This is a genomic window from bacterium (assembly GCA_020440705.1).
Lineage (GTDB): Bacteria > Krumholzibacteriota > Krumholzibacteriia > LZORAL124-64-63 > LZORAL124-64-63 > JAGRNP01.
This window is the reverse complement of sequence record JAGRNP010000068.1, coordinates 1-21,101: the sequence shown is the minus strand read 5'-3', so window position 1 is coordinate 21,101 and position 21,101 is coordinate 1. Positions and strand designations below refer to the sequence as shown.

Here is a 21,101-nt window from a genome sequence, read left to right as displayed (position 1 = left end):
TTGGGGTGGTCGGCGGCGTAGCTCACCTCGACGGTCTTCTCCTCGCCGGCCTTCACGCCCACGAGGCCGGTGTTGAAGGCCTCCATGTTGTTGGGCGAGCCGAGGACGAACCGCTGGTCGGCGATGACCTTGCCCGAGTCGGCCTGGCCTTCCCAGGCCCCCGGCACCAGGTCGAGGGTGATCTGGTCGCCCTCGGCGGCGGCCCGCTCGACGGGCGCGAAGGTGGCGCGGCTCTCCTGCAGGCGGGCAAGCACCTCGTCCACGTCGGCGTCCGTCACCTCGACCGCGCGCTTCTTCACCGGGATCTCGTTGATGTCGCCCAGGACGATCTCGGGCCGCACCTCGACCACGAGATCGAAGGTCAGCGGGCCGTCGTCGCCGAACTCGAGATTCTCCAGGGCCGGGTCGGTCAGCGGGGCGAGGCGGTGCTCGAGCACCGCGCTCATCCAGGCCTTCGGCACCAGGGCCTCGACCGTCTCCATGCGCAGGTACCCGCCCAGTTCCTTCTCGACCACGGCCCTGGGCGTGCGCCCCTTGCGGAAGCCCGGCTTCTGGTGGCTCTTGACGGCCTTCTTCAGACGCGCGGCGTACTCCCTGTCGTAGTACTCCCGCGAAACCTCCGCCTTGACCACCCGCTTCCAGCTCTCGGGGGCCTCGAGGGTCGTCTTGAAGGGGCCCTGGGGGGCGGGGTTGGTCTGGTTCTCGGTCATGGTCCGGTCCTCGTCTTTCTGAGCGTGGTGCGAGAGGGGGGACTCGAACCCCCACGGGTTGCCCCACAGGAACCTAAATCCTGCGCGTCTGCCAGTTTCGCCACTCTCGCGTCGGTGGGCGCCAATATAGTGTGCACCGGGGCGGGGAGCAAGGCGGCCAAAGGCCGTCTGCGCCATCCAATCGCCTGTTTACTGCATTTTCCGGTAGATCGTGCGGGCCGCGATGCCCAGGATGTTGGCCGCGGTCTCCTTGTCGCCGTCGACGCTCTCGAGGGTGGCCTGGATCAGCGCCATCTCGGCGTCGCGCAGCTGCGTCCCCACCGGGATCGTCACCGCATCGACCCGCTGGCGCCCGGAGACGACCGCCGGCGGCAGCACGTCCACGTCGACGAGAGAGCCCTTGCTGAGCACGACCGCCCGTTCGATGGCGTTTTCCAGCTCGCGCACGTTGCCCGGCCAGGCGTAGCGCCCGAGCACCTCCTGCGCCGCCGCCGTGTAGCCCTGCAGGTTCTTGCCGTTCTTGTCGTTGTACTTGCGCAGGAAGTAGTTGGCGAGCAGGTCGACGTCGGCGCCGCGGCTGCGCAGCGACGGCAATTCCAGATTGATGACGTTCAGGCGGTAGTAGAGGTCCTCGCGGAACGTGCCCTCGGCCACGCGGCGCTCGAGGTCGGCGTTGGTCGCGGCGATGATCCGCACGTCGACCTCGATGGCCTCCTGCCCGCCCAGACGTTCGAAGACCCCCTCCTGCAGGACCCGCAGGAGCTTGACCTGGGTGGTGAGGGTCATCTCCCCCACCTCGTCGAGGAAGAGCGTGCCCCGGTGGGCGGCCTCGAAGCGGCCCTGGCGGCGGGCCACCGCCCCGGTGAAGGCGCCCTTCTCGTAGCCGAAGAGTTCGGCCTCGAGAAGGGTCTCCGGCAGGGCGGCGCAGCTGACCCGCACCATGGTGCGCTTGGCCCGGTCGCTCCAGCGATGGATGGCCGAGGCGAAGACCTCCTTGCCGGTCCCGCTCTCGCCGGTGATCAGGATCGTCGCGCTGCTCGGCGACACCTGGCGGGCGGTGTCGATGGCGGCGCGCATGGGGTCGCTGTTGCCGATGATCGAGTTCAGCCCCTCCATCTCGTCGAGCTTCTCGCGCAGCTGCCGGTTCTCGGCGATGAGGTTCTGCTTCTCCAGCGCCTTGCGCACGACCTTGAGCGTGGTCGTGGTGCTGAACGGCTTCTCGATGAAATCGTAGGCGCCCGACTTCATGGCGTCGACCGCCGTCTCGATGGTGCCGTGGCCGGTGATGATGACGAACTCGGTGCTCGGCGACACCACCTGCCCGGCCTTCAGGAGGTCCAGCCCCCCCATGCGCGGCATCTGCAGATCGGTGAGCACGAGATGGATCTCGTTCTGGCGCAGCAGGGCGAGACCCTCCTCGCCGTTCCCGGCCGTCAGCACGTGGTAGCCGTTCCGCCCGAGCAGCTTGCTCAGGGCCCGGCCCAGTTCCGGCTCGTCGTCGACCACGAGGATCGTGGCGTCGTTCTCGGGAGCGGTGTCGGCGCCGGCTGTCGGTGCCGGTCCGGGGGTCGGTGTGTGCGCGTCGTTCATGGTTCTCCGGCCGGGTTGGAAAGGGGCCTCACCTGCGGCGACAAATTGTCACCGAAAAGACAAAATGTCAACAGAGGGGATCCGCTCAACCGAGCGGGCGAGCCGTCCGATCAGGGGTGTCGGACCCCGACCGGGAGCACGCGCATGACCTCGACCACAGCCCCCCTGCCCGACGTCGCCGGCCTGGACCTGGCCGCGACCCTCGCCAACATGGGCGGCAACGCCGCTCTGCTGCGCCGGCTCGCGCGCCTCTTCATCGAGCAGCACGGAGCCGACGTCAGCCGCATCGACGCCGCCCTGGGCGACCGCGATTTCGGCCTCGCCCTGCATCTGGTCCACGCCCTGCGCGGCACGGCGGGCAACCTGGGCGCGCCGCGCGTCCACGCCGCCGCGCGGGCCTTCGAGAACGAGCTGAAGGCGCGCGAACGCGAACCGTCGGGCGCCCCCGCCGAACTCGCAGCGGCCATGGCGGAACTCGTGCCCGCCCTCACCGACTGGCTGACCGCTCCCGCCTAGACGGCATTCACACCGCGTCGCCGCCGCCCGGGATCCCGCCGGGAAAGAGTCGGCCGTACAGCCCCCGCGCATGGGCCGCGGCAAGCAGGTCCTCCCGGAAATCCGGGTGGGCGATGGCGATGAGGGCCTCGGCCCGCTGCCGCACGTTGCGGCCGAGCATGGGCGCCACGCCGTACTCGGTCACCACCACGTGCACGTCGGCGCGGGTCAGCACCACCCCGGCGCCCGGATCGAGCAGCGGCACGATGCGGGAAGTCTTCCCGTCGCTCGTCACCGACGGCAGCGCCGTCACCGGCAGGCCGCCGCGCGCGAGGGCCGCCCCGCGCATGAAGTCGGCCTGCCCGCCGAAACCGCTGTGAATCCGCTGGCCGATGCTGTCGCTGCACACCTGCCCCGTCAGGTCGACCTGGATGGCGCTGTTCACGGCCGTCATGTTCTCGTTGCGGGCGATGTTCACGGGATGATTGACGTACTCCGTGGGATGGAACTCGATCAGGGCGTTGTCGTGGGCGAAGTCGTACACCTCGCGCGTGGCCATGACGAACCCCGCCACGACCTTGCCCGGATGGAACGTCTTCTTCTCGCCGGTGACCACGCCGCGCCGCACCAGATCGGGCAGCGACTCGGTGAACATCTCGGTGTGGACGCCGAGGTCGCGGTGGTCGCCGAGGAATTCCAGCACGGCATTGGGGATGGCGCCGAGGCCGAGCTGCAGGCAGGCCCCGTCGGGGATCAGGCCCGCCACATGCTGCCCGATGCGCCGCTCGATCGCGGTGGGCGGGTCGGGCCGGAACTCGTCGAGATCGTTGTCGGTCTCGACGAAACGGTCGATCTTCGAGACGTGGATGAAGCTGTCGCCGAGGGTGCGCGGCATGCGGCGGTTCACCTCGGCGATGATCGTCCGCGCGGCGAGGGCCGCCGGCTTGGTGACCCCCACCTCGATGCCGAACGAGCAGAAGCCGTGCTCGTCGGGCGGGCTGACGATCACCAGGGCGGCGTCGAGCTCGATGACGCGGCGGCGGAAGAGCCGCGCCATCTCGTGCAGGTGCACGGGCACGTAGTCGGCCCGGCCCTCGTTGACCGCCTCCCGCGTGTTGGCGCCGACGAAGCAGTCGTTCAGGCGGAAGTGCCCCTTCATCTCCGGGGCGATGTACGGGGCGGCGCCGAGGGTCAGGTGGTGGATGATCTCCACGTCCTGCAGCTCTTCGGCCCGCGCGGTCAGCGCCTCGATGAGGGTGTGGGGCGCGGCGCAGCCGCTGCCCAGGTACACGGTCTGGCCGGACGCGATGCCGGCGACGGCCTCGGCGGCCGTGCACAGGCGCTCCCGGTAGACGGACATCCAGCTCATGCGTCACCTCCCGGGCCGCCGGGAACGAGGGGCGCCGCGGCCACGCCGCGGGCGGCGGCCAGCCCGGGGTGGGTGATGCGGCCGGCGTGGACGTTGACGCCGCGGGCCAGGTGCGGGTCGGCGGCCACCGCCGCGGCGATCCCGTCCCGCGCGACGGCCGTCACGTACGGCTGGATGGCGTTGGTCAGGGCGTAGGTCGCGCTGCGGGCCACCAGGCTCGTCAGGTTCGGCACGCAGAAGTGCGTGATGCCGTCGACGACGTAGGTCGGATCGGACAGGCGCGTCGGACGGCTCGTGGCGAAGCAGCCGCCCTGGTCGATGGAGATGTCGATGATGAGGCTTTTGTCGCGCAGCAGGCCCACCATCTCCTTGGTCACCAGGTGCGGCGTGCGGCTGCCCGGGATGAGCACCGCCCCGACCACGACGTCGGCGTAGCCGAGCACCTTGCGCAGGGTCGCCTCGTTGGCGCGGAAGGTCGTGACCTGGCCGGGAAAGGCCCAGTCGATCTCGCTGATGCGGTCGAAGTCGGTGTCGAGCAGGGTGACCCGGGCGCCGCTGCCCACGCAGGCGCGCACGGCGTTGCGCCCCACGGTGCCGGCGCCGATGACCACGACCTCGGCCGGCGGTACGGCCGGGGCGCCGCCCAGCAGGATGCCCAGGCCGCCGTGATCGGTCTGCAGGTAGCGGGCGGCGATCTGGGGCACCATGCGGCCGGCGATCTGCGACAGGGGCCGCAGGGCGGGCAGGTTGCCGCGCTCGTCCTGGATCGTGGCGAAGTCGATGGCCGTGCAGCCGCGCGCGAGCAGGGCGTCGACCACGGCCGGATCGCCGGCGGCCAGATGCAGCATGGCCATGAGGACCTGGCCCTCGTGCAGCAGGTCGAGCCGCGCGGGATCCGGGCGGTCCACCATGAGCAGCACGTCGGACCGGGTATAGAGCTCGTCCACCTCGCCCACGACCCGCGCGCCGGCGGCGGCGTAGGCGTCGTCGGCGAAGCCCGCGCCCGCTCCGGCGCCCCGCTCGAGCAGCACCTCGGCGCCGAGGCGGGTCAGGTTGCCCACGGCGCGGGGCGGCAACGCCGCCCGGAACTCGTCGGGCGTCAGGGAACGCGGCAATCCGATGATCATCTCTGCACCTCTTGCGGAAGGAAAGGGCCGGCCCACGGCGTGCGCGGGCCGGCCCGGAGCGCGGGACGCGGCAACGCCCCGGTCGGCCCGTCGGCTAGCTCTTCCGGACGTAGTCGTAGCCGCGCCGGAAGGCCTCCATGTTCATGTCGATCAGGCTCTTCTTCTTGATGATCGCCCGCAGGGTGTCCTCGCAGAACTCCGGCGTGAACGCGTCGGTGGCGGCCACCAGGGCGCCCAGCACGACCACGTTGGCCACCTTCGCGGTGCCCACCTCGTCGGCGATGTCGCTGGCGGGGATCTCCACCACGTTCAGGCGCCCGCGGTCGGCCTTGCCCTCGACCACCGTCGTGTCGACGATGATCGTGCCGCCGTCGACGACGTCCTTCTCGAAGGCGTCGAGCGAGGGCTGGTTCATGACCACCAGCACGTTGGGGTGATCGACGAGCGGCGTGCCGATGCGGTCCTTCGCCAGGTTCACCGAGCAGTTGGCCGTGCCGCCGCGCATCTCCGGACCGTAGGCCGGGAACCAGCTGACGTTCTGGCCGGCCTTCATGCCGATCTGAGACAGGAAGAGGCCGAGGGTGAGGATGCCCTGGCCGCCGAAACCGGCGAACTTGCAGTTCAGGTCGAAGGGCAGTTCCTTCGGCTCGATCTCGCCCACGGCGCTCTTCATGCGGTCGAGGTACGAGTTCACCTTGGCGGTGTCGAAGTCCTCGTAGTGGCGATCCCAGTCACCCTCGTCGCGGATGTCGCTCTCGTCCTTGAACACGCCCAGCGGGAAGACCTTGAGCATGTCGTCGACGAGCCAGTCGCGGGCGTGGACCGGATCCATCTTCCAGCCGGTGGGGCAGGCCGAGACGATCTCGACGAAGCTGTAGCCCTTGCCCTCCTTCTGGATCTGCAGGGCCTTCTTGATGGCCTTGCGGGCCTTCATGATGTGCTTGCTGTGCCCGATGGCCACGCGCTCGATGTAGGTCGGTGCGGGCAGGGTCGCCAGCATCTCGGCCATGCGGATCGGGTTGCCGTGGAGGTCCTCCACGCGACCGCCGGGCGTGGTCGCCGAGCGCTGGCCGATCATGGTCGTGGGCGCCATCTGGCCGCCCGTCATGCCGTAGATGGCGTTGTTGACGAAGAACACCGTGATGTTCTCGCCGCGGTTGGCCGCGTGGATCGTTTCGGCGGTGCCGATGGCCGCAAGGTCGCCGTCGCCCTGGTAGGAGATGACGATGGCCTCGGGATTGGTCCGCTTGACGGCCGTGGCCACCGCGGGCGCACGCCCGTGGGCCGCCTGGAAGTTGCCGCAGTCGAAGTAGTAGTAGCCGAAGACCGAGCAGCCCACCGGCGAGACGAAGACGGTCTGCTTGGTCAGGCCCAGTTCCTCGAGGCTCTCGGCGATCATCTTGTGGATGTTGCCGTGCCCGCAGCCCGGGCAGTAGTGGGTGGCCTCCTTGGCCGGCCCGCTCTTGCGCTCGAAGACCTGGTAGAAGCCGTTGCTCTTCTCGTAGGTTTTCACGACTGGCCTCCTTCCAGGACCTTCTTGAACTCGGCCAGCAGTTCCTTGCCGCCTGGGACCATGCCGCCGCAGCGGCCGTAGAAATGGACCGGCGCCCGGCCGTTCACGGCCAGCTGCACGTCTTCGACCATCTGGCCCGTGGAGAGTTCGACGGCCAGGAAGCGCTGCGCCGTTTCGGCCAGGCGCGCGATGGCGGCACTCGGGAACGGCCAGAGGGTGATCGGACGCAGCAGCCCCACCTTCAGCCCCTCCGCCCGGGCCTCGTCGACGGCCGAGTAGACGATGCGGCTGACCACGCCGTAGGCCACGACGACCAGGTCGGCATCCTCGGTGCGGTACTCCTCGCAACGCACCTCCTTCGCCATGATGTCCCTGTACTTGGCGTCCATCTTCAGGTTGTGGCGCTCGAGCTCGTCGGGTTCGAGGACGATCGAGCTGATCAGGTTGCCGGACGACTCGGGGGTGCCCCTGACCTCCCAGCTGCTGTGGTCGAACGGGACCGGCTTGGCCTCGGGGATCTCGACGACCTCCATCATCTGGCCGGTGATGCCGTCGGCCATGATGCAGGCCGGGTTGCGGTAGGTGTCGGCCAGGTCGAAAGCCAGCATGGTCAGGTCGCACATTTCCTGCGCCCCGTTCGGCGCCAGCGTGATCAGGCGGTAGTTGCCGTGGCCGCCGCCCTTGGTGATCTGGAAGTAGTCCGCCTGCTCGGGGGCGATGTTGCCCAGGCCGGGACCGCCGCGCACGATGTTCACCACGACGCAGGGCAGTTCGGCGCCGGCGCAGTAGCTCAGGCCCTCCTGCTTGAGGCTGAAGCCGGGGCTGGACGAGGCGGTCATGGTGCGCACCCCCATGCCGGCGGTGCCGTAGACCATGTTGATGGCCGAGACCTCGCTCTCGGCCTGGATGAAGACGCCGCCGAGAGCCGGGAAGTGCTGGGCCGCCGCGTGGGCGATCTCGCTGGCGGGGGTGATGGGGTAGCCGTAGTAGGCCCGGCACCCGGCCGCCAGGGCGCCGACGATGATCGCGTCGTTGCCCTTCATGAATTGTCTGGCCATGGACTTCTCTCCCGTGTTGTGGATCCGTCGGAACAGGACGGCGGCCCGGGCCGCCGGAATCGCGGCCCTAGGGCTTGACGACGCGGATGGCGCCCGGCTCGGGGCAGGCGTAGAAGCACAGCCCGCAGCCGGTGCAGTCGGCCCCCGTGTAGTACGCCGGATGATAGCTGGCGCTGTTGAGCTTCTCGCTGATGGCGATGACGCTCTTGGGGCACACGTCGATGCAGAGTTGGCAGCCCTTGCAGAGCTCCTCGTTGACTTCCATGGAGGGCAGGTCAACGGCAGTCCGGTCGCTCATGGAACACCCCTCTCGGGCTCGGGAAGGAGACGCGGGTGATGCTGTTATGTCGCTAACATAATAGGTCGGCGGGGGCCGCCCAAAAGATAATTGACAGCCCCCGCCGGGGTCTCATGGACCTGGAAAGTCCTATTTGTCGCGGAATTCGGGTTTGCGCTTGGCCAGGAACGCGGCGCACCCCTCGTGGGCGTCGGCCGAGGCCGCGGCGATCCCGAACAGGGCCGCCTCCAGCCGGCAGCCGCTGTCCTGGTCGACCTGCTGGCCGTCGTTGACCGCCTGCAGGGCCAGGCGGGTCGTGAGGGTCGACTTGCCCGCGATGGCCTCGGCCACGAGCCGCACCGAATCGGCGAATTCCTCCCGGGGATAGACCTTGTTCACCAGCCCGATGGCCATGGCGTCGACCGCCCCGATCATGTTGCCCAGCAGGATCATCTCGGCCGCCCGCCCCCGCCCCACCAGGCGCGGCAGGCGCTGGGTGCCGCCGAAGCCCGGAATCAGGCCGAGCCCCGTCTCGGGCAGCCCCAGCTTGGCGCCGTCCGCGGCGTAGCGGAAAGTGCAGGCCATGGCCAGTTCGCAACCGCCGCCCAGGGCGAAGCCGTTGATGGCCGCGATGACCGGTTTGCCCAGGTTCTCGATGCGGTTCATCAGGGCCTGGCCCCGCGCGGCCAGCCTTTCGCCGGCCCCGGCCGCCAGGTCGGCCAGTTCGCCGATGTCGGCCCCCGCCACGAAGGCCTTCTCGCCGGCGCCGGTCAGGATGACCACCCGGACGGCCGGATCACCCGCCAGGGCCGCGAAGCAGCAGTCCAGTTCGCCGATGGTCGCGGCGTTCAGGGCGTTCATCTTGTCCGGCCGGTTGACCGTCACGGAGGCGATGCCGGCGTCGACCCGGCAGAGGATGTTGGCGTACTCCACGGCTCCTTGTCCCTTCATTGGCAGGTGCTTGCGTGAGATCTCGTCCGCCCGCGCATGTTAACAGATGGAAAAAGCGGCTCAAAACCACAAAATCCTCTTTTTTTTCGTAGACAGGCATCGGATTGCATGATATTGTGCGTTTCGAGGCTCGGAATGGGCTTTTCACGACAACAAATTTCGGCCGCAAACGGAAACTTGCGCTGCATCGACTGGAAAACAACGGGATTCCGTGTTTTTTCGCCCCCTCGCCGGGTGCGGCCCAAGTTACTGGAGGGACCTCAATGAAGAAGATTGCTCTCGCTACTCTGTTGGTCATCCTCGTTTCCGCCGGCGCCGCCCAGGCGTGCGGCGACCGCATTTTCGACATCCAGACCGATCCCGTGAACCACGCTCCCGGTACGCTGGGCGTGCCCTGCGACGTCATCGTGACGGCCGTCCGCTCCATCGGCTTCTGGGGCCAGCAGGTGCCCACGGGTGCCGAGCCCGCCACCGGCGAGTACAGCGGCATCTGGGTCTACACGGGTGGCGACCCGGGCCTGGCCCCCGGCGACATCGTGTCGATCTGCGGCGAGATCAAGGAGTACTTCGACATGACCGAGATCGACGTGGTCTCGGCCGGCCTGTACGGCTACGTGCTGCAGACCGGTTCCGGCGCGCCCCTGGCCCCGTACGTGCTGACCGCCGCCCAGGTCATCGCCGACGGCGAGCCCTGGGAGAGCGTCCAGATCACGATCCAGGACGGCATGGAAGTGCCCCCCGGCTTCGACCTGGGCTTCGGCGAGTGGAACGTGATCGCCCTGGACGGCACCGTGCTGATCTTCGACGACTACTTCTACAACTTCGCCGACGTGATGGAAGGCCAGTGCTACAACAACGCCACCGGCATCTACACGTACACGTTCGGCGCCTTCAAGCTCGAGCCGTACGCCGATGGGATCCCCATCGTGAACTGCGCCGTGGGTGTCGAGGACATCTCGCTCGGTTCGGTCAAGGCGATGTTCCGCTAGAGCAGCGGTTCGCCAACCTCCAGTAGAGCCTCGAGGGGCGGACCCGGTCCGCCCCTCACTTATTTCGCAGGTGGCCCTGATATCTGTTGTCGAAATGCCGGAACTCGTGTAGTCTGAGGACCATACACAGCCTTCTCCCTCGAGGTCCCATGACGGAAAACCTGCATTTGGAATGGCTTCTGCCCCTTCTCGGGGTTCTCGCCGCAGCGGTCTGGCTCGGGTTCGACAACCGGCGCCAGCGGCGGCGCGTGCGCCGGCTCGTCGCCGAGGCGCGGGAGCACGAGACGGGACGCCGGCAACTCGAGACCCAGCTCAAGCAGGCCCACCGCATGGAGGCCGTCGGCATCCTCGCCGGCAGCATCGTCAACAACCTGAACAACCTGCTCGCGGTGATCCTCGGCCACACCCGCATGGCCAGCCACGAGCTGCCCGCCGCGACGCCGGTGCAGGACGAACTCGAGCGGGTCATGAAGGCGGGCCACGTCGCCACCGAACTGGTGCGCGAGCTGAGCGACTTCTACCGCCAGGCCGACCAGGCCCGCAAGCCCACCGCACTGCTGCCGGTGGTGCGCGACACGGTCAAGCTGCTGCGCGACATCCTGCCGGCTTCGGTGACGGTGCAGGACGACCTCAAGAACTGCGGCCCGGTGCTCGTCACGACGACCGCGGTCCAGCAGATCCTCATGAACCTGGCGAGCAACGCCATGAACGCCATGCTGCGGGGGCGGGGCACCCTCGAGGTCACGCTCTCGGAAGAGGTCGTCACCGGCTGGCACAAGGCCGTCCCCCAGGAACTGGGGCCGGGCAGCTATGTCCGCCTGTCGGTCCGGGACGACGGCCGGGGCATGGACCAGGCGACCCTCGAGCACATCTTCGAATCGTATTTCACCGGGGCCGAGGGCGAGGGCAAGGGCATGGGGATCGGCCTGAGCACCGTCTACCGGATCCTCGAGTCCCACGACGGCGCCGCCATCGTGCGCAGCCAGGTGGGCCGGGGCTCGACCTTCGACCTGTTCTTCCCCCTCATTGCGTGGAGCGTGCCGCAGCCCGAGACCGAGCTGATCTCCGTGGCCCCGGCGCGGAGTCCGGTCCTGGCGGCCATCACGCCGGCCACCGCCGTCGTCGCCGACGCCGACACGCCGGTCGTGAGCGGCCCCACCCTGGTGCCGTCGCGGGTGACCGCCACGAAAGCCACGGTCCTGCTCGTCGACGACGAGGAGATGGTCAGCAAGGTCCTCTCGCGCGGCCTGCGCCGGCTCGGCTACCGGGTCGTCACCCACAACGACAGCCGCAACGCCCTGAACGACTTCGTGGCCACGCCGGAGATCTTCGACGTGCTGGTCACCGACCAGATCATGCCCCACATGAGCGGCGTCCGGCTCACCCGACGCATCCACGACGTGCGCCCGGACCTCCCCGTGATCCTGCTGACCGGCTTCCGCGACAGCTTCAACGAGCAGCAGGCCCGCGAAGCCGGAATCGGCGAATTCCTCCTGAAACCGTCCAGCCACCGCGACCTGGCCGAGCTCATCGACCGCGTCGTCCTGCGCCAGGGCGAGAGCCGCGCCTGATCCCGCCTTTCGAAAACCCGTGAGCAACTCTTGGCAAGGGCGGATTTTCTGCTAGAATTCGCAACGTGTTGACCCCATCCCCTCCCCCTTCGAGGAAGATCATGGCCCATTCCTTCAACGACCGCCTCGCACGTCTGAATGCGCTGCGGGCCCAGGCCCACGCCGGCGGCGGACCCGAGAAGATCGCGAAGATCCATGCCAAGGGACGGCTATCCGCCCGTGAGCGCATCCACCTGCTGCTGGACGAGGGCAGCTTCCAGGAGACGGGGGTCTTCGTCACCCACCGCAGCCACGAGATGGGCATGGACAAGAGCCGGCCCGTGGGCGACGGGATGGTGACCGGGGTCGGCCGCATCGACGGCCGTCAGGTGTACGTCTTCGCCCAGGACTTCACCGTCTTCGGCGGCTCCATGAGCGAGGCCAACGCCCTGAAGATCTGCCGCCTGATGGACCAGGCCCTCGAGAACGGCTGCCCCGTGATCGGGTTGAACGACAGCGGCGGCGCCCGCATCCAGGAGGGTGTGCGCTCGCTGGCCGGCTACGCCGAGATCTTCTGGCGCAACACCATGGCCAGCGGCGTGATCCCCCAGATCTCGGCCATCCTCGGCCCCTGCGCCGGCGGCGCCGTCTATTCGCCCGCGATCACCGACTTCACCCTGATGGTCGACCAGACGAGCTACATGTTCGTGACCGGACCGAACGTCATCAAGATGGTCACCAACGAGGACGTGACCTTCGAGGAACTCGGCGGCGCCAACACCCACGCCACCAAGAGCGGGGTCTCCCACTTCACCGCGGCCAGCGACGCCGACTGCCTGCTGATGACCCGGCGGCTGCTGAGCTTCATGCCCCAGAACAACCTCGAGGACCCGCCGCGCATCGTGCCCAACGATGCGCCGGACCGCCGCGAGGAGAAACTCAACGGCATCGTCCCGGACGACAGCCGGAAGCCCTACGACATGCTCGACGTGATCCGGCTCGTGGTGGACGAGGGCGACTTCATGGAGGTCCAGCCGCGCCACGCCCAGAACATCATCTGCGGCTTCGCGCGCCTGGACGGCCAGCCCGTGGGCATCGTGGCCAATCAGCCCAAGTTCCAGGCCGGCGTGCTCGACATCCCGTCGAGCATGAAGGGGGCGCGCTTCGTGCGCACCTGCGACTGCTTCAACATCCCGCTGGTGGTGTTCGAGGACGTGCCCGGCTTCCTGCCCGGCACCGAGCAGGAGTACGGCGGCATCATCCGCCACGGCGCCAAGCTGCTGTACGCCTTCTGCGAGGCCACGGTGCCCAAGCTGACGGTGATCACGCGCAAGGCCTACGGCGGTGCCTACGACGTCATGAACAGCAAGCACATCCGGGCCGACTACAACGTGGCCTGGCCCGGCGCGGAACTCGCGGTGATGGGGCCCGAGGGCGCGGTGAACATCCTCTACCGGCAGGCCCTCGCCGAAGCCGACGATGCGGACGCCGAGCGGGCGAAGCTGGTCGAGGACTACAACGAGACCTACGCCAACCCGTTCATCGCCGCCGGACTCGGCTACCTGGACGACGTCATCGAGCCCGCGGACACGCGCGCCTGCCTGATCACCGCCCTGAACAACCTGGCGGGCAAGAAGCAGTCGCTGCCGCCCAAGAAGCACGGCAACATCCCCCTGTAGATGCGGAGACGGGACGTGAGCGCAACGAAACGATTCAGCAAGGTCCTCGTGGCCAACCGCGGCGAGATCGCCGTGCGCGTCATCCAGGGCCTCAAGGACATGGGCATCGCCACGGTGGCCGTGTATTCCGACGTGGACCGCACCGCCCTGCATGTCCTTTCGGCGGACGAGGCCGTGTACGTCGGCGCCGCTCCGGCTTCCGAGAGCTACCTCGTCGGCGAGAAGATCATCGCCGCGGCGAAGAAGACCGGCGCCGAGGCCATCCACCCCGGCTACGGCTTCCTCTCGGAGAACGGGCCGTTCAGCCGCGCGGTCGAGGAGGCGGGGATCGTCTTCATCGGGCCCACGGCGGAAATGATGGAGGTCATGGGCGACAAGCTGGCTTCGCGGCGCAAGATGCGCGCGAGCGGCGTGCCCGTGGTGCCGGGCACCGACGAGGCCGTGACCGACCCGCAGGTGGCCATCGCCATCGCCGACGAGATCGGCTACCCGGTGCTGCTGAAGGCCTCGGCCGGCGGTGGCGGCAAGGGCATGCGCGTGGTGCACGAGGCCGGGGAGATGGCCAGCGCCCTGCGGCAGACCATGGGCGAGGCGGGCGCCTCGTTCGCCAACGACGCCGTCTTCGTCGAGAAGTACATCACCAATCCGAAGCACATCGAGGTGCAGGTGCTCGGCGACGGCCGCGGCCGGGCGGTCCACGTCTTCGAGCGCGAGTGTTCGGTGCAGCGTCGCCACCAGAAGGTGATCGAGGAGAGCCCCTCCCCCTCCCTGTCGCCGGCGCTGCGGGCCGAGATCTGCGCGGCGGCCGTGCGCACGGCCGAGGCCATCGACTACCGTGGCGCGGGGACGGTCGAGTTCATCCTCGCGCCCGGCGGTGAGTTCTACTTCCTGGAGATGAACACCCGCCTGCAGGTGGAGCACCCGGTGACCGAGATGGTCACGGGCACCGATCTGGTGCGGGCGCAGGTGCTCATCGCCCAGGGCGACGGGCTGTGCTACACGCAGGACGAGCTGCAGCAGCGCGGTTGGGCCCTCGAATTCCGGCTCTACGCCGAGGATCCGTCGCGGAACTTCGCGCCCTCGATCGGCCGCATCGAAGCCCTGACCCCGCCCACGGGACCGGGGGTGCGCCTGGACACGGGCGTGTACGAGGGCTTCGACGTGCCCATCCACTACGATCCCATGCTGGCCAAGCTCATCGTGTGGGGCGAGGACCGCGCCCAGGCCATCGCCCGCAGCAAGCGGGCCCTGCGCGAGTTCACCCTGCACGGGCCGGTGCACAACCTGCCCTTCCACCTCTGGGTACTCGACCAGCCGGCCTTCGTCGACGGCTCCTACACGACGGCCTTCGTCGGCGAATGCTTCGACGCCGCGGACTGGCTGCCGGAGCTGGACGGGGAGACCACTGAGGCGATCATCGCGGCCTCGGCCCTGTTCGAGGCCATGCGCCGGACGGGAGCCGCCGGGTCGGACGGCGCCGTCGCCGCGCCCGCGAGCAATTGGCGCCTGAACGCCCGCCGCACCATGACCGGCAACCGCTGAGAAAGGATCCGCCGTGCTCAAGAAGAAATACGTCCTGAACATCGGACCGGAGCAGCGCGGGGCCGTGGTGGCGCGCGACGGCCGGGACACCGCGGTCCAGGTCGACGACGGCGAGCTGACCCCCGTCAACTACCGCCCCGTCCTCAACGGGAAGGCCATCTCGATCCGCTACGGCGGCCGGCTGCACCTGGTGCACGTGACCGGCGTGAACGGCAACGGCCAGTTGCAGGTGACGGTGAACGGTCGTCCGGTCGCCCTGACGGTGATGGACGAGCTCAAGGCGCAGGCCCTCGAGAGCCTCGGCGGCGGCGCCGGCAGCGGCACCATCGCCGCCGACATCCCCGGCCTCGTGGTCGAGATCAAGGTCGCCCTGGGCGACCGGGTGAACCTGGGCGATCCGGTCATCGTCGTCGAGGCCATGAAGATGCAGAACGAGCTGACGGCGGCGGTCTCCGGCACCGTGCGGGAGATTCCCGTCGGCGCCGGACAGTCGGTGAATCCGGGCGACGTCCTGGTGGTCATCGAGCCCGAGACGGCCGGCTGAAGGCCGCTCCGGCTTCCCGGACGGCCCCCGCCCGGCGCGGGGGCCGTTTTATTCAACCATATGTCCCACAATATCATAGGCCTGCGCTGGGCCGGATCATCCGGGCGCGGGACGAATTTCCCCTTGCCCGGTGTAACCCGGCCCGCCCCCATCCGTCTATGCCGTTACCATGGAACGACACGTCTTCACAGAACTGCTGGCGCAGCACAAGGACCGGATCTACTCGGTGGCCCTCTACAGCCTGCGTGACCCCCACGAGGCCGAGGACGTCACCCAGGAGGCCTTCCTGAAGCTGTGGGACCGTTACGCCGAGATCGACCCTGAGAAGGTCGGCGGCTGGCTGACGCGGGTCACCCACAACCTGTGCATCGACCACGCCCGGCGCCGCCGGGCCCAGCGCAACAACTTCGGCCAGCCGGATCCCGATGCCGTCGACCACCTGGTCGCCGAGCAGGGGCCGGCCGCGGATCCGAGCCTCGGCGTGGTGCTCGACGAACGCCAGCGGCGCCTGCTCGCCGCCCTCGACACCCTGACGCCCGAGACGCGGACCGTGATGATGATGCACTACTTCCAGGACATGAAGCTGCACGAGATCGGCGAGGCGCTGGGCAAGTCCGTCAGCGCGCTGAAGGTGCAGATCCACCGTGCCCGCAAGAGCCTGCGGTCGGCCCTGACAGCCGCCGAGATTCCGCCGCAGGCCAGGAGGGGAATCGGATGATGCGCGACTGCGAGTTCTACGAGATCCACCTGGCGGACTACGCCGCGGGCGAATTGCCCCGGGACCGCCGCGAAGCCCTCGAGGCCCACCTGTCCGCCTGCGGCGGCTGCCGCGAGGAACTGGCGCGCGAGATCGACCTGCGCACCGTGCTCGGCTCGCTCCCCGTGGCGCCGTGCCCCGACGCGGTGACCCGCGGCCTGGCGGCGCTGCTGCCGCTCGACATCCCGGCCGACCGCGGTCGCGGCGCGCCGCGACCGTGGCTCCGCCTGGCCACCAGCGGCCTCGTGGCCGCGGCCCTGGCCCTGTTCGTCCTGGTGCCCGCCCTGCGCGACGGCCGACCCGCCGCGGCGCCCGCCGGACACGGTGCCTACACCCAGGCGGAGGTCGACCAGGCCCGCCGCGACGTCATCAACGTGCTGGCCCTGACGGCCGGGGTCCTGGACCGCAGCCGCACCCGCACCATGACCGAAGTCTTCGGCGATCGCCTGCCCGGAGCCGTGAGCGGTTCCCTGCGGTCGCCCCATGCTCCTGATGCCCACACTCCCAACGGCGCCAACGGCGCATCCGACACTGGAGGCCAAGGATGAAACGCAACATCATGCTCGTCGGGCTCTGCCTGCTCACCTTCTCTCTCGCCGGGCAGGCCCTGGCCGACGACCTGAAGGGCCAGCGCGGCTACATGGATCTGGAATGGATCAGGATCCCGGCCGACGCCGACGAGATCCAGGACATCGAACTCGGCGCCATGCTCCTGGGCATCGCCGCCAGCCAGGAACACCAGGATCCGGCCCTGCTCAAGGCCCTGCAGATGATCAGGTCGGTGCGCGTGAAGAGCTGGAGCATGGACGGACGCGACGACACCGCGGCCTCCGCCGTGGCGAAGGTCACCGAGCGCCTCGAGAAGGACGGTTGGAAGCGCCTGATCTACTTCAAGGACGACGACGAGACCGTCAGTGTCAGCACCCAGTACGACGACGCGGGCAACATGGTCGGGATCATGCTCGTGACCTACGAGCCCGACGATTCCGTGGCCTTCGTGAACGTCATGGGCGACCTCGACATCGGCACCATGTTCAAGCTCGTCAAGGAATTCGAGGACGAGTCGTGGCAGACCATGCTCGAGAACCTCGACGAGGTCGACGGCGTGCACGTCAACGTCGAGAAGGACAAGTAGCGGCGCCTTCGGGCGGACGGCTCGGACCGGCCTCGGCGAAAAGGGCCCCCCGCGGGGGGCCCTTTTTCTCGCTGCGCGACCCGGCCGGTCCGGGCCGTCCGCCCGAACGCGACGACCGGTCGACGGCTAGAAGACGAATCTCGAGAGGAAGACGCCGGCGGCGACGGCCGAGCCGATGACGCCCGCCACGTTGGGGGCCATGGCGTGCATGATGAGGAAGTTCTGCGGATCCTCCTTCGCGCCCACCATCTGGCAGACCCGCGCGCTGTCGGGCACGGCGGAGACCCCCGCCGCGCCGATGATCGGGTTGATCTTCTCCCGCAGGAAGACGTTCATCAGCTTGGCGAAGAGCACGCCGGCGGCGGTGGCCACGCAGAAGCTGAGGGCCCCGAGCAGGGCGATCTTCACCGAGGCCGGCGTCAGGAAACGGCTCGCGTCGGTCGAGGCCCCCACGCACAGCCCGAGCAGGATCGTGACGATGTCGATCAGGGCGCTGCGGGCCGTCTTGGCCAGGCGTTCGGTGACGCCGCTCTCCTTGAGCAGGTTGCCGAAGAAGAGGAAGCCCAGCAGGGAGATGGCGCCCGGCGCGATCATCGCGCACAGGACGAAGGCGACGACGGGAAAGATGATCCGCAGCCGCTTGCTCACCGGCGGCGAGGGTTTCATGCGGATGCGCCGCTCCTCGCGGCTCGTGAGCAGGCGGATGATCGGCGGCTGGATCACCGGCACCAGGGCCATGTAGCTGTAGGCCGCCACGGCGATGGCGCCGAGCAGGTGCGGCGCCAGTTGGCTCGACAGGAAGATGGCCGTCGGCCCGTCGGCGCCGCCGATGATGCCGATGGCGGCGGCGTCGCGCGCGGGGAAGCCCAGCAGCAGCGAACCGGCGAAGGTGAGGAAGATGCCCGCCTGGGCCGCCGCGCCCAGCAGGATCAGGCGCGGGTTGGCCAGCATGGCCGAGAAGTCGGTCATGGCCCCGATGCCCAGGAAGATCAGCGACGGATACCAGCCCTGGGTGACGCCCGAATAGAGCACGTTCAGCACCGAGCCGGACTCGTAGATGCCCACGTTCATGCCCGGCGCCAGGGGAATGTTGCCCACCAGCATGCCGAAGCCGATGGGCACCAGCAGGAGCGGCTCGTAGTCGCGGGCGATGCCGAGCCAGATGAAGACCGCGCCGATGGCCAACATGGCCATGTTGCCCCACGTGAAGTTGCCGACCACGCCGACCTGCAGGAAGTCCCACAACACGTCCATGGGCTACTCGAACTCGACCAGGAGCTGGGTCTCGCGGACCGAGTCGCCGGCCGCCACGGGGACCGCCTTGACCCGTCCCGCCCGGGGCGCGGCGATGGCCGTCTCCATCTTCATGGCCTCGATGACCACGACCTCCTGGCCGGCCGCGACCTGGTCGCCGACGCGCACCTTCACTTCGAGCACCGTGCCGGCGATGGGCGAGGCGACACCCGCATCGTCGCCCGCCAGGGCCGGCGAACCGGACGGCGGCGCCACGGGCGACGTCGCCGCGGTCGCGACCGCCGCCGGTCCGTGCGCCATCGCCGGCGGCGGCGGCAGCGGCTGTCCCGGCGCGAGCATCTCGTCCTGGGCGTCCAGCACCTCGACCTCGACCTCGTAGGCCACGCCATGCACCGTGATCTTGAGCTTCATGTCGTCTCCTCGTTCGGCGGCTGCGGCCGCCTCAGGTGTTGCGCCGGCGCACGGCGTGCGACCCCTGCAGGGTCAGGCGGCCGTGGGCCGACCAGGGGGTCCGTCGGCGCCGCGGCGAGAGCAGCCGGTGGATGCGGTGGACGCGGAAACGCCCCTGCACCACCGTGGCCGCCGCCGCGGTGATCAGCACGAGGGTGGTGGCATCGATGGTCTGTTCGCGGGACACGGCCGTGGCCTCGACCCGCCGCTCGTGGTCCTGCCAGCGCTCGTCCCAGCGCTTGAGCAGGCCCACGATCAACGCGATCAGGGCCAGCACGGCGAACACGATGAGGATCCCGGCCACGGCCAGGGTCGCCATCTCCGCGGTGATCGCTCCGGACACGGCGCCCTCCTACAGGGGGATCAGGCCGTGCTTCTTCTCCGGCCGGATCGCCCGCTTGGACTTGAGGATCTCCAGGCCGAGAGCGATGTAGGCCCGCGTCTCGGAAGGCTCGATGACGTCGTCGACCATGCCCCTCGCCGCCGCGGCGTAGGGTGTCGAGAAGCGGGCCGCATACGCGGCGAGCAGCTCGGCCCGGCGCGCGGCCGGGTCCGCCGCCTCGGCCAGCTCCTTGCGGTAGAGCACGTTCACGGCCCCCTCGCCGCCCATGACCGCGATCTCGGCCGTGGGCCAGGCCGCCACCCGGTCGGCGCCCATGCTGCGCGCGCACATGGCCAGGTAGGCGCCGCCGTACGCCTTGCGCACGACGATGGTGATCTTGGGGACGGTCGCCGCCCCGTAGGCGAAGAGCATCTTGGCCCCGTGCCGGATGATGCCGCCGTACTCCTGCTGCACGCCGGGCATGAATCCGGGCACGTCGACGAAGGTCACCAGGGGAATGTTGAAGGCGTTGCAGAAGCGGATGAAGCGCGCGCCCTTGACCGAGGAGTCGATGTCCAGCACGCCCGCCTTGTGGCTCGGATTGTTGGCCACGACGCCCACCGTCGCCCCCTCGATGCGACCGAAGCCGATGATCAGGTTCGGCGCGAAGTGGGTCTGCACCTCGAGGAAGTCCGCCCGGTCGACCACGCGTTCGATGACCCGGTGCATGTCGTAGGCCTCGCGGCTGCTGGCCGGGATGAGGCCGTTCATGGCCTCGTCCGGCCCGACCAGCTCGTCGTGCAGGTGTTCGAGGAAGGGCGGCTCGTCGGTGTTGTTGCTGGGCAGGAACGACAGCAGGCGCCTGGCGATGGCGATGCCCTCGCCCCCGCTCTCGGCCACGAAGTGCACCACGCCCGAGTAGTGGGAGTGGCTCTCGACGCCGCCGAGCTGCTCGGCGGTCACCTCCTCGCCGGTGACCTGCTTGATGACGCTCGGGCCGGTGATGTACATCTGGCCCTCGTGCCGGACCTGGATGATGAAGTCGGTCAGGGCGGGCGAGTACGCCGCGCCGCCGGCGCAGGGACCGCTGATGATGCTGATCTGCGGCACGACGCCCGAGGCGAGGATGTTGCGGTAGAAGATGTCGCCGTAGCCGGCGAGGGCGTCGACGCCCTCCTGGATGCGGGCGCCGCCGGAGTCGTTGATGAAGACGATGGGGTCGCCGGTCTTCATGGCGTCGTCCTGCAGGTCGGCGATCTTGCGGGCGGTCGCCTCGCCCACGGCGCCGCCCGCGACGGTGAAGTCCTGGCTCACGGCGTACAGGGGACGGCCGTCGACGAGGCCGTAGCCGGTGACGACACCTTCGCCGGGCAGGTCCTTGCCCGCCATGCCGAAGTCGGTGCAGCGGTGCTGCATGAAGGGGTGGGTCTCGCTGAAGGTGTCCTGGTCGTAGAGTTGGGCCAGGCGCTCGCGGGCCGTCCGTTTGCCGGCGGCGTGCTGCTTCGCGATCCGCTCGGCACCGCCCCCCCGGTAGAGCCGGGCCTTGCGGTCGCGCAGATCCTGGATGCGGGGGTCGGTCATGGTGCCGTCCTGTCGCGGGAGGAATCGGGCCCCGCCCGGTCTCTCGCCTTCCCGACCGGGGCCCACCACGTTCGCTCACCGCATAGGTAACACCCATTCCCTAATTGTCAAATTTTTGACATGCTCAATTCCCATTCACGCGAAACATGACCACTCAACCCTTAAATAGATATTCTGTAATTACTTGCGCATCATATTGCCCCCAAGC

21 protein-coding genes and 1 tRNA gene are annotated in these 21,101 nt (G+C 68.9%); 9 read left to right on the top strand and 13 right to left on the bottom strand.

The annotated features are described in order from the left end of the window. The 3 genes from tig to KDM41_11210 all read right to left on the bottom strand — a co-directional run. Positions 1-710, bottom strand: a 710-nt coding sequence (gene tig / locus KDM41_11220; GenBank protein ID MCB1183993.1) for a trigger factor, incomplete at its 3' end; no start/stop codon positions are given. A gap of 25 nt (positions 711-735) precedes the next feature. Further along, positions 736-820 (bottom strand) — tRNA-Leu (locus KDM41_11215). A 79-nt stretch (positions 821-899) separates the two neighbouring features. Next, positions 900-2,300: a sigma-54-dependent Fis family transcriptional regulator gene (locus KDM41_11210; protein ID MCB1183992.1), complete on the bottom strand. Its 1,401-nt coding sequence runs from the start codon at positions 2,298-2,300 to the stop codon at positions 900-902. Between the two features lie 144 nt (positions 2,301-2,444). Between KDM41_11210 and KDM41_11205 the strand changes: the two genes are divergently transcribed. Continuing rightward, positions 2,445-2,816 carry an Hpt domain-containing protein gene (locus KDM41_11205; protein ID MCB1183991.1) on the top strand — a complete coding sequence of 124 codons (372 nt, stop codon included), beginning with the start codon at positions 2,445-2,447 and terminating at the stop codon, positions 2,814-2,816. 7 nt (positions 2,817-2,823) lie between these two features. Here KDM41_11205 and KDM41_11200 read toward each other — a convergent pair whose 3' ends face one another. The 6 genes from KDM41_11200 to KDM41_11175 all read right to left on the bottom strand — a co-directional run bounded on the left by KDM41_11200 (position 2,824) and on the right by KDM41_11175 (position 9,090). Beyond that, positions 2,824-4,155 carry an acetyl-CoA hydrolase/transferase family protein gene (locus KDM41_11200; GenBank protein MCB1183990.1) on the bottom strand — a complete coding sequence of 444 codons (1,332 nt, stop codon included), beginning with the start codon at positions 4,153-4,155 and terminating at the stop codon, positions 2,824-2,826. 5 nt (positions 4,156-4,160) lie between these two features. Further along, complete coding sequence (locus KDM41_11195; protein MCB1183989.1) at positions 4,161-5,291, bottom strand: alanine dehydrogenase; 1,131 nt, start codon at positions 5,289-5,291, stop codon at positions 4,161-4,163. Between the two features lie 94 nt (positions 5,292-5,385). Continuing rightward, positions 5,386-6,690, bottom strand: a complete 1,305-nt coding sequence (locus KDM41_11190) for a 2-oxoacid:acceptor oxidoreductase family protein (protein ID MCB1183988.1) — start codon at positions 6,688-6,690, stop codon at positions 5,386-5,388. A gap of 110 nt (positions 6,691-6,800) precedes the next feature. Continuing rightward, positions 6,801-7,862, bottom strand: coding sequence for a 3-methyl-2-oxobutanoate dehydrogenase subunit VorB (locus KDM41_11185; GenBank protein MCB1183987.1), 1,062 nt, complete (start codon positions 7,860-7,862; stop codon positions 6,801-6,803). 67 nt (positions 7,863-7,929) lie between these two features. Further along, complete coding sequence (locus tag KDM41_11180) at positions 7,930-8,160, bottom strand: ferredoxin family protein (protein ID MCB1183986.1); 231 nt, start codon at positions 8,158-8,160, stop codon at positions 7,930-7,932. Positions 8,161-8,289: 129 nt separating this feature from the next. Then, positions 8,290-9,090 carry an enoyl-CoA hydratase/isomerase family protein gene (locus tag KDM41_11175; GenBank protein ID MCB1183985.1) on the bottom strand — a complete coding sequence of 267 codons (801 nt, stop codon included), beginning with the start codon at positions 9,088-9,090 and terminating at the stop codon, positions 8,290-8,292. A gap of 263 nt (positions 9,091-9,353) precedes the next feature. Here KDM41_11175 and KDM41_11170 point away from each other — a divergent pair, with 263 nt between their 5' ends. The 8 genes from KDM41_11170 to KDM41_11135 all read left to right on the top strand — a co-directional run bounded on the left by KDM41_11170 (position 9,354) and on the right by KDM41_11135 (position 17,286). Then, the gene (locus KDM41_11170; GenBank protein MCB1183984.1) at positions 9,354-10,079 is read left to right on the top strand and encodes a hypothetical protein; all 726 of its coding nucleotides are present in this window, start codon (positions 9,354-9,356) and stop codon (positions 10,077-10,079) included. Between the two features lie 149 nt (positions 10,080-10,228). Then, positions 10,229-11,650, top strand: coding sequence for a response regulator (locus KDM41_11165; GenBank protein MCB1183983.1), 1,422 nt, complete (start codon positions 10,229-10,231; stop codon positions 11,648-11,650). A gap of 101 nt (positions 11,651-11,751) precedes the next feature. Next, complete coding sequence (locus tag KDM41_11160; protein MCB1183982.1) at positions 11,752-13,308, top strand: acyl-CoA carboxylase subunit beta; 1,557 nt, start codon at positions 11,752-11,754, stop codon at positions 13,306-13,308. After that, positions 13,309-14,850: an acetyl-CoA carboxylase biotin carboxylase subunit gene (locus KDM41_11155; protein MCB1183981.1), complete on the top strand. Its 1,542-nt coding sequence runs from the start codon at positions 13,309-13,311 to the stop codon at positions 14,848-14,850. A 13-nt stretch (positions 14,851-14,863) separates the two neighbouring features. Then, complete coding sequence (locus KDM41_11150) at positions 14,864-15,394, top strand: biotin/lipoyl-binding protein (protein MCB1183980.1); 531 nt, start codon at positions 14,864-14,866, stop codon at positions 15,392-15,394. 169 nt (positions 15,395-15,563) lie between these two features. Then, entirely contained in the window at positions 15,564-16,112 is a 549-nt protein-coding gene (locus KDM41_11145) for a sigma-70 family RNA polymerase sigma factor (GenBank protein ID MCB1183979.1), read from the top strand. Then, entirely contained in the window at positions 16,109-16,699 is a 591-nt protein-coding gene (locus KDM41_11140) for a zf-HC2 domain-containing protein (protein ID MCB1183978.1), read from the top strand. The genes KDM41_11145 and KDM41_11140 overlap by 4 nt, the downstream gene beginning before the upstream one ends. Next, positions 16,696-17,286 (top strand): DUF4252 domain-containing protein, encoded by a 591-nt coding sequence (locus tag KDM41_11135; GenBank protein ID MCB1183977.1) that lies wholly within the window; start codon positions 16,696-16,698, stop codon positions 17,284-17,286. Before KDM41_11140 ends, KDM41_11135 begins: the two co-directional genes overlap by 4 nt. A 126-nt stretch (positions 17,287-17,412) precedes the next feature. On the opposite strand, the gene KDM41_11130 is transcribed toward KDM41_11135, so the two are convergent. Genes KDM41_11130 through KDM41_11115 form a run of 4 tightly spaced genes read right to left on the bottom strand, consistent with a single transcriptional unit; the run spans position 17,413 to position 20,893 of the window. Continuing rightward, positions 17,413-18,540 (bottom strand): sodium ion-translocating decarboxylase subunit beta, encoded by a 1,128-nt coding sequence (locus KDM41_11130; protein MCB1183976.1) that lies wholly within the window; start codon positions 18,538-18,540, stop codon positions 17,413-17,415. A 3-nt stretch (positions 18,541-18,543) separates the two neighbouring features. Further along, positions 18,544-18,951: an acetyl-CoA carboxylase biotin carboxyl carrier protein subunit gene (locus KDM41_11125; protein ID MCB1183975.1), complete on the bottom strand. Its 408-nt coding sequence runs from the start codon at positions 18,949-18,951 to the stop codon at positions 18,544-18,546. 31 nt (positions 18,952-18,982) lie between these two features. Further along, positions 18,983-19,333: an OadG family protein gene (locus KDM41_11120; GenBank protein MCB1183974.1), complete on the bottom strand. Its 351-nt coding sequence runs from the start codon at positions 19,331-19,333 to the stop codon at positions 18,983-18,985. Positions 19,334-19,342: 9 nt separating this feature from the next. Next, positions 19,343-20,893, bottom strand: coding sequence for an acyl-CoA carboxylase subunit beta (locus KDM41_11115; GenBank protein MCB1183973.1), 1,551 nt, complete (start codon positions 20,891-20,893; stop codon positions 19,343-19,345). Between the last annotated feature and the right edge of the window lie 208 nt (positions 20,894-21,101).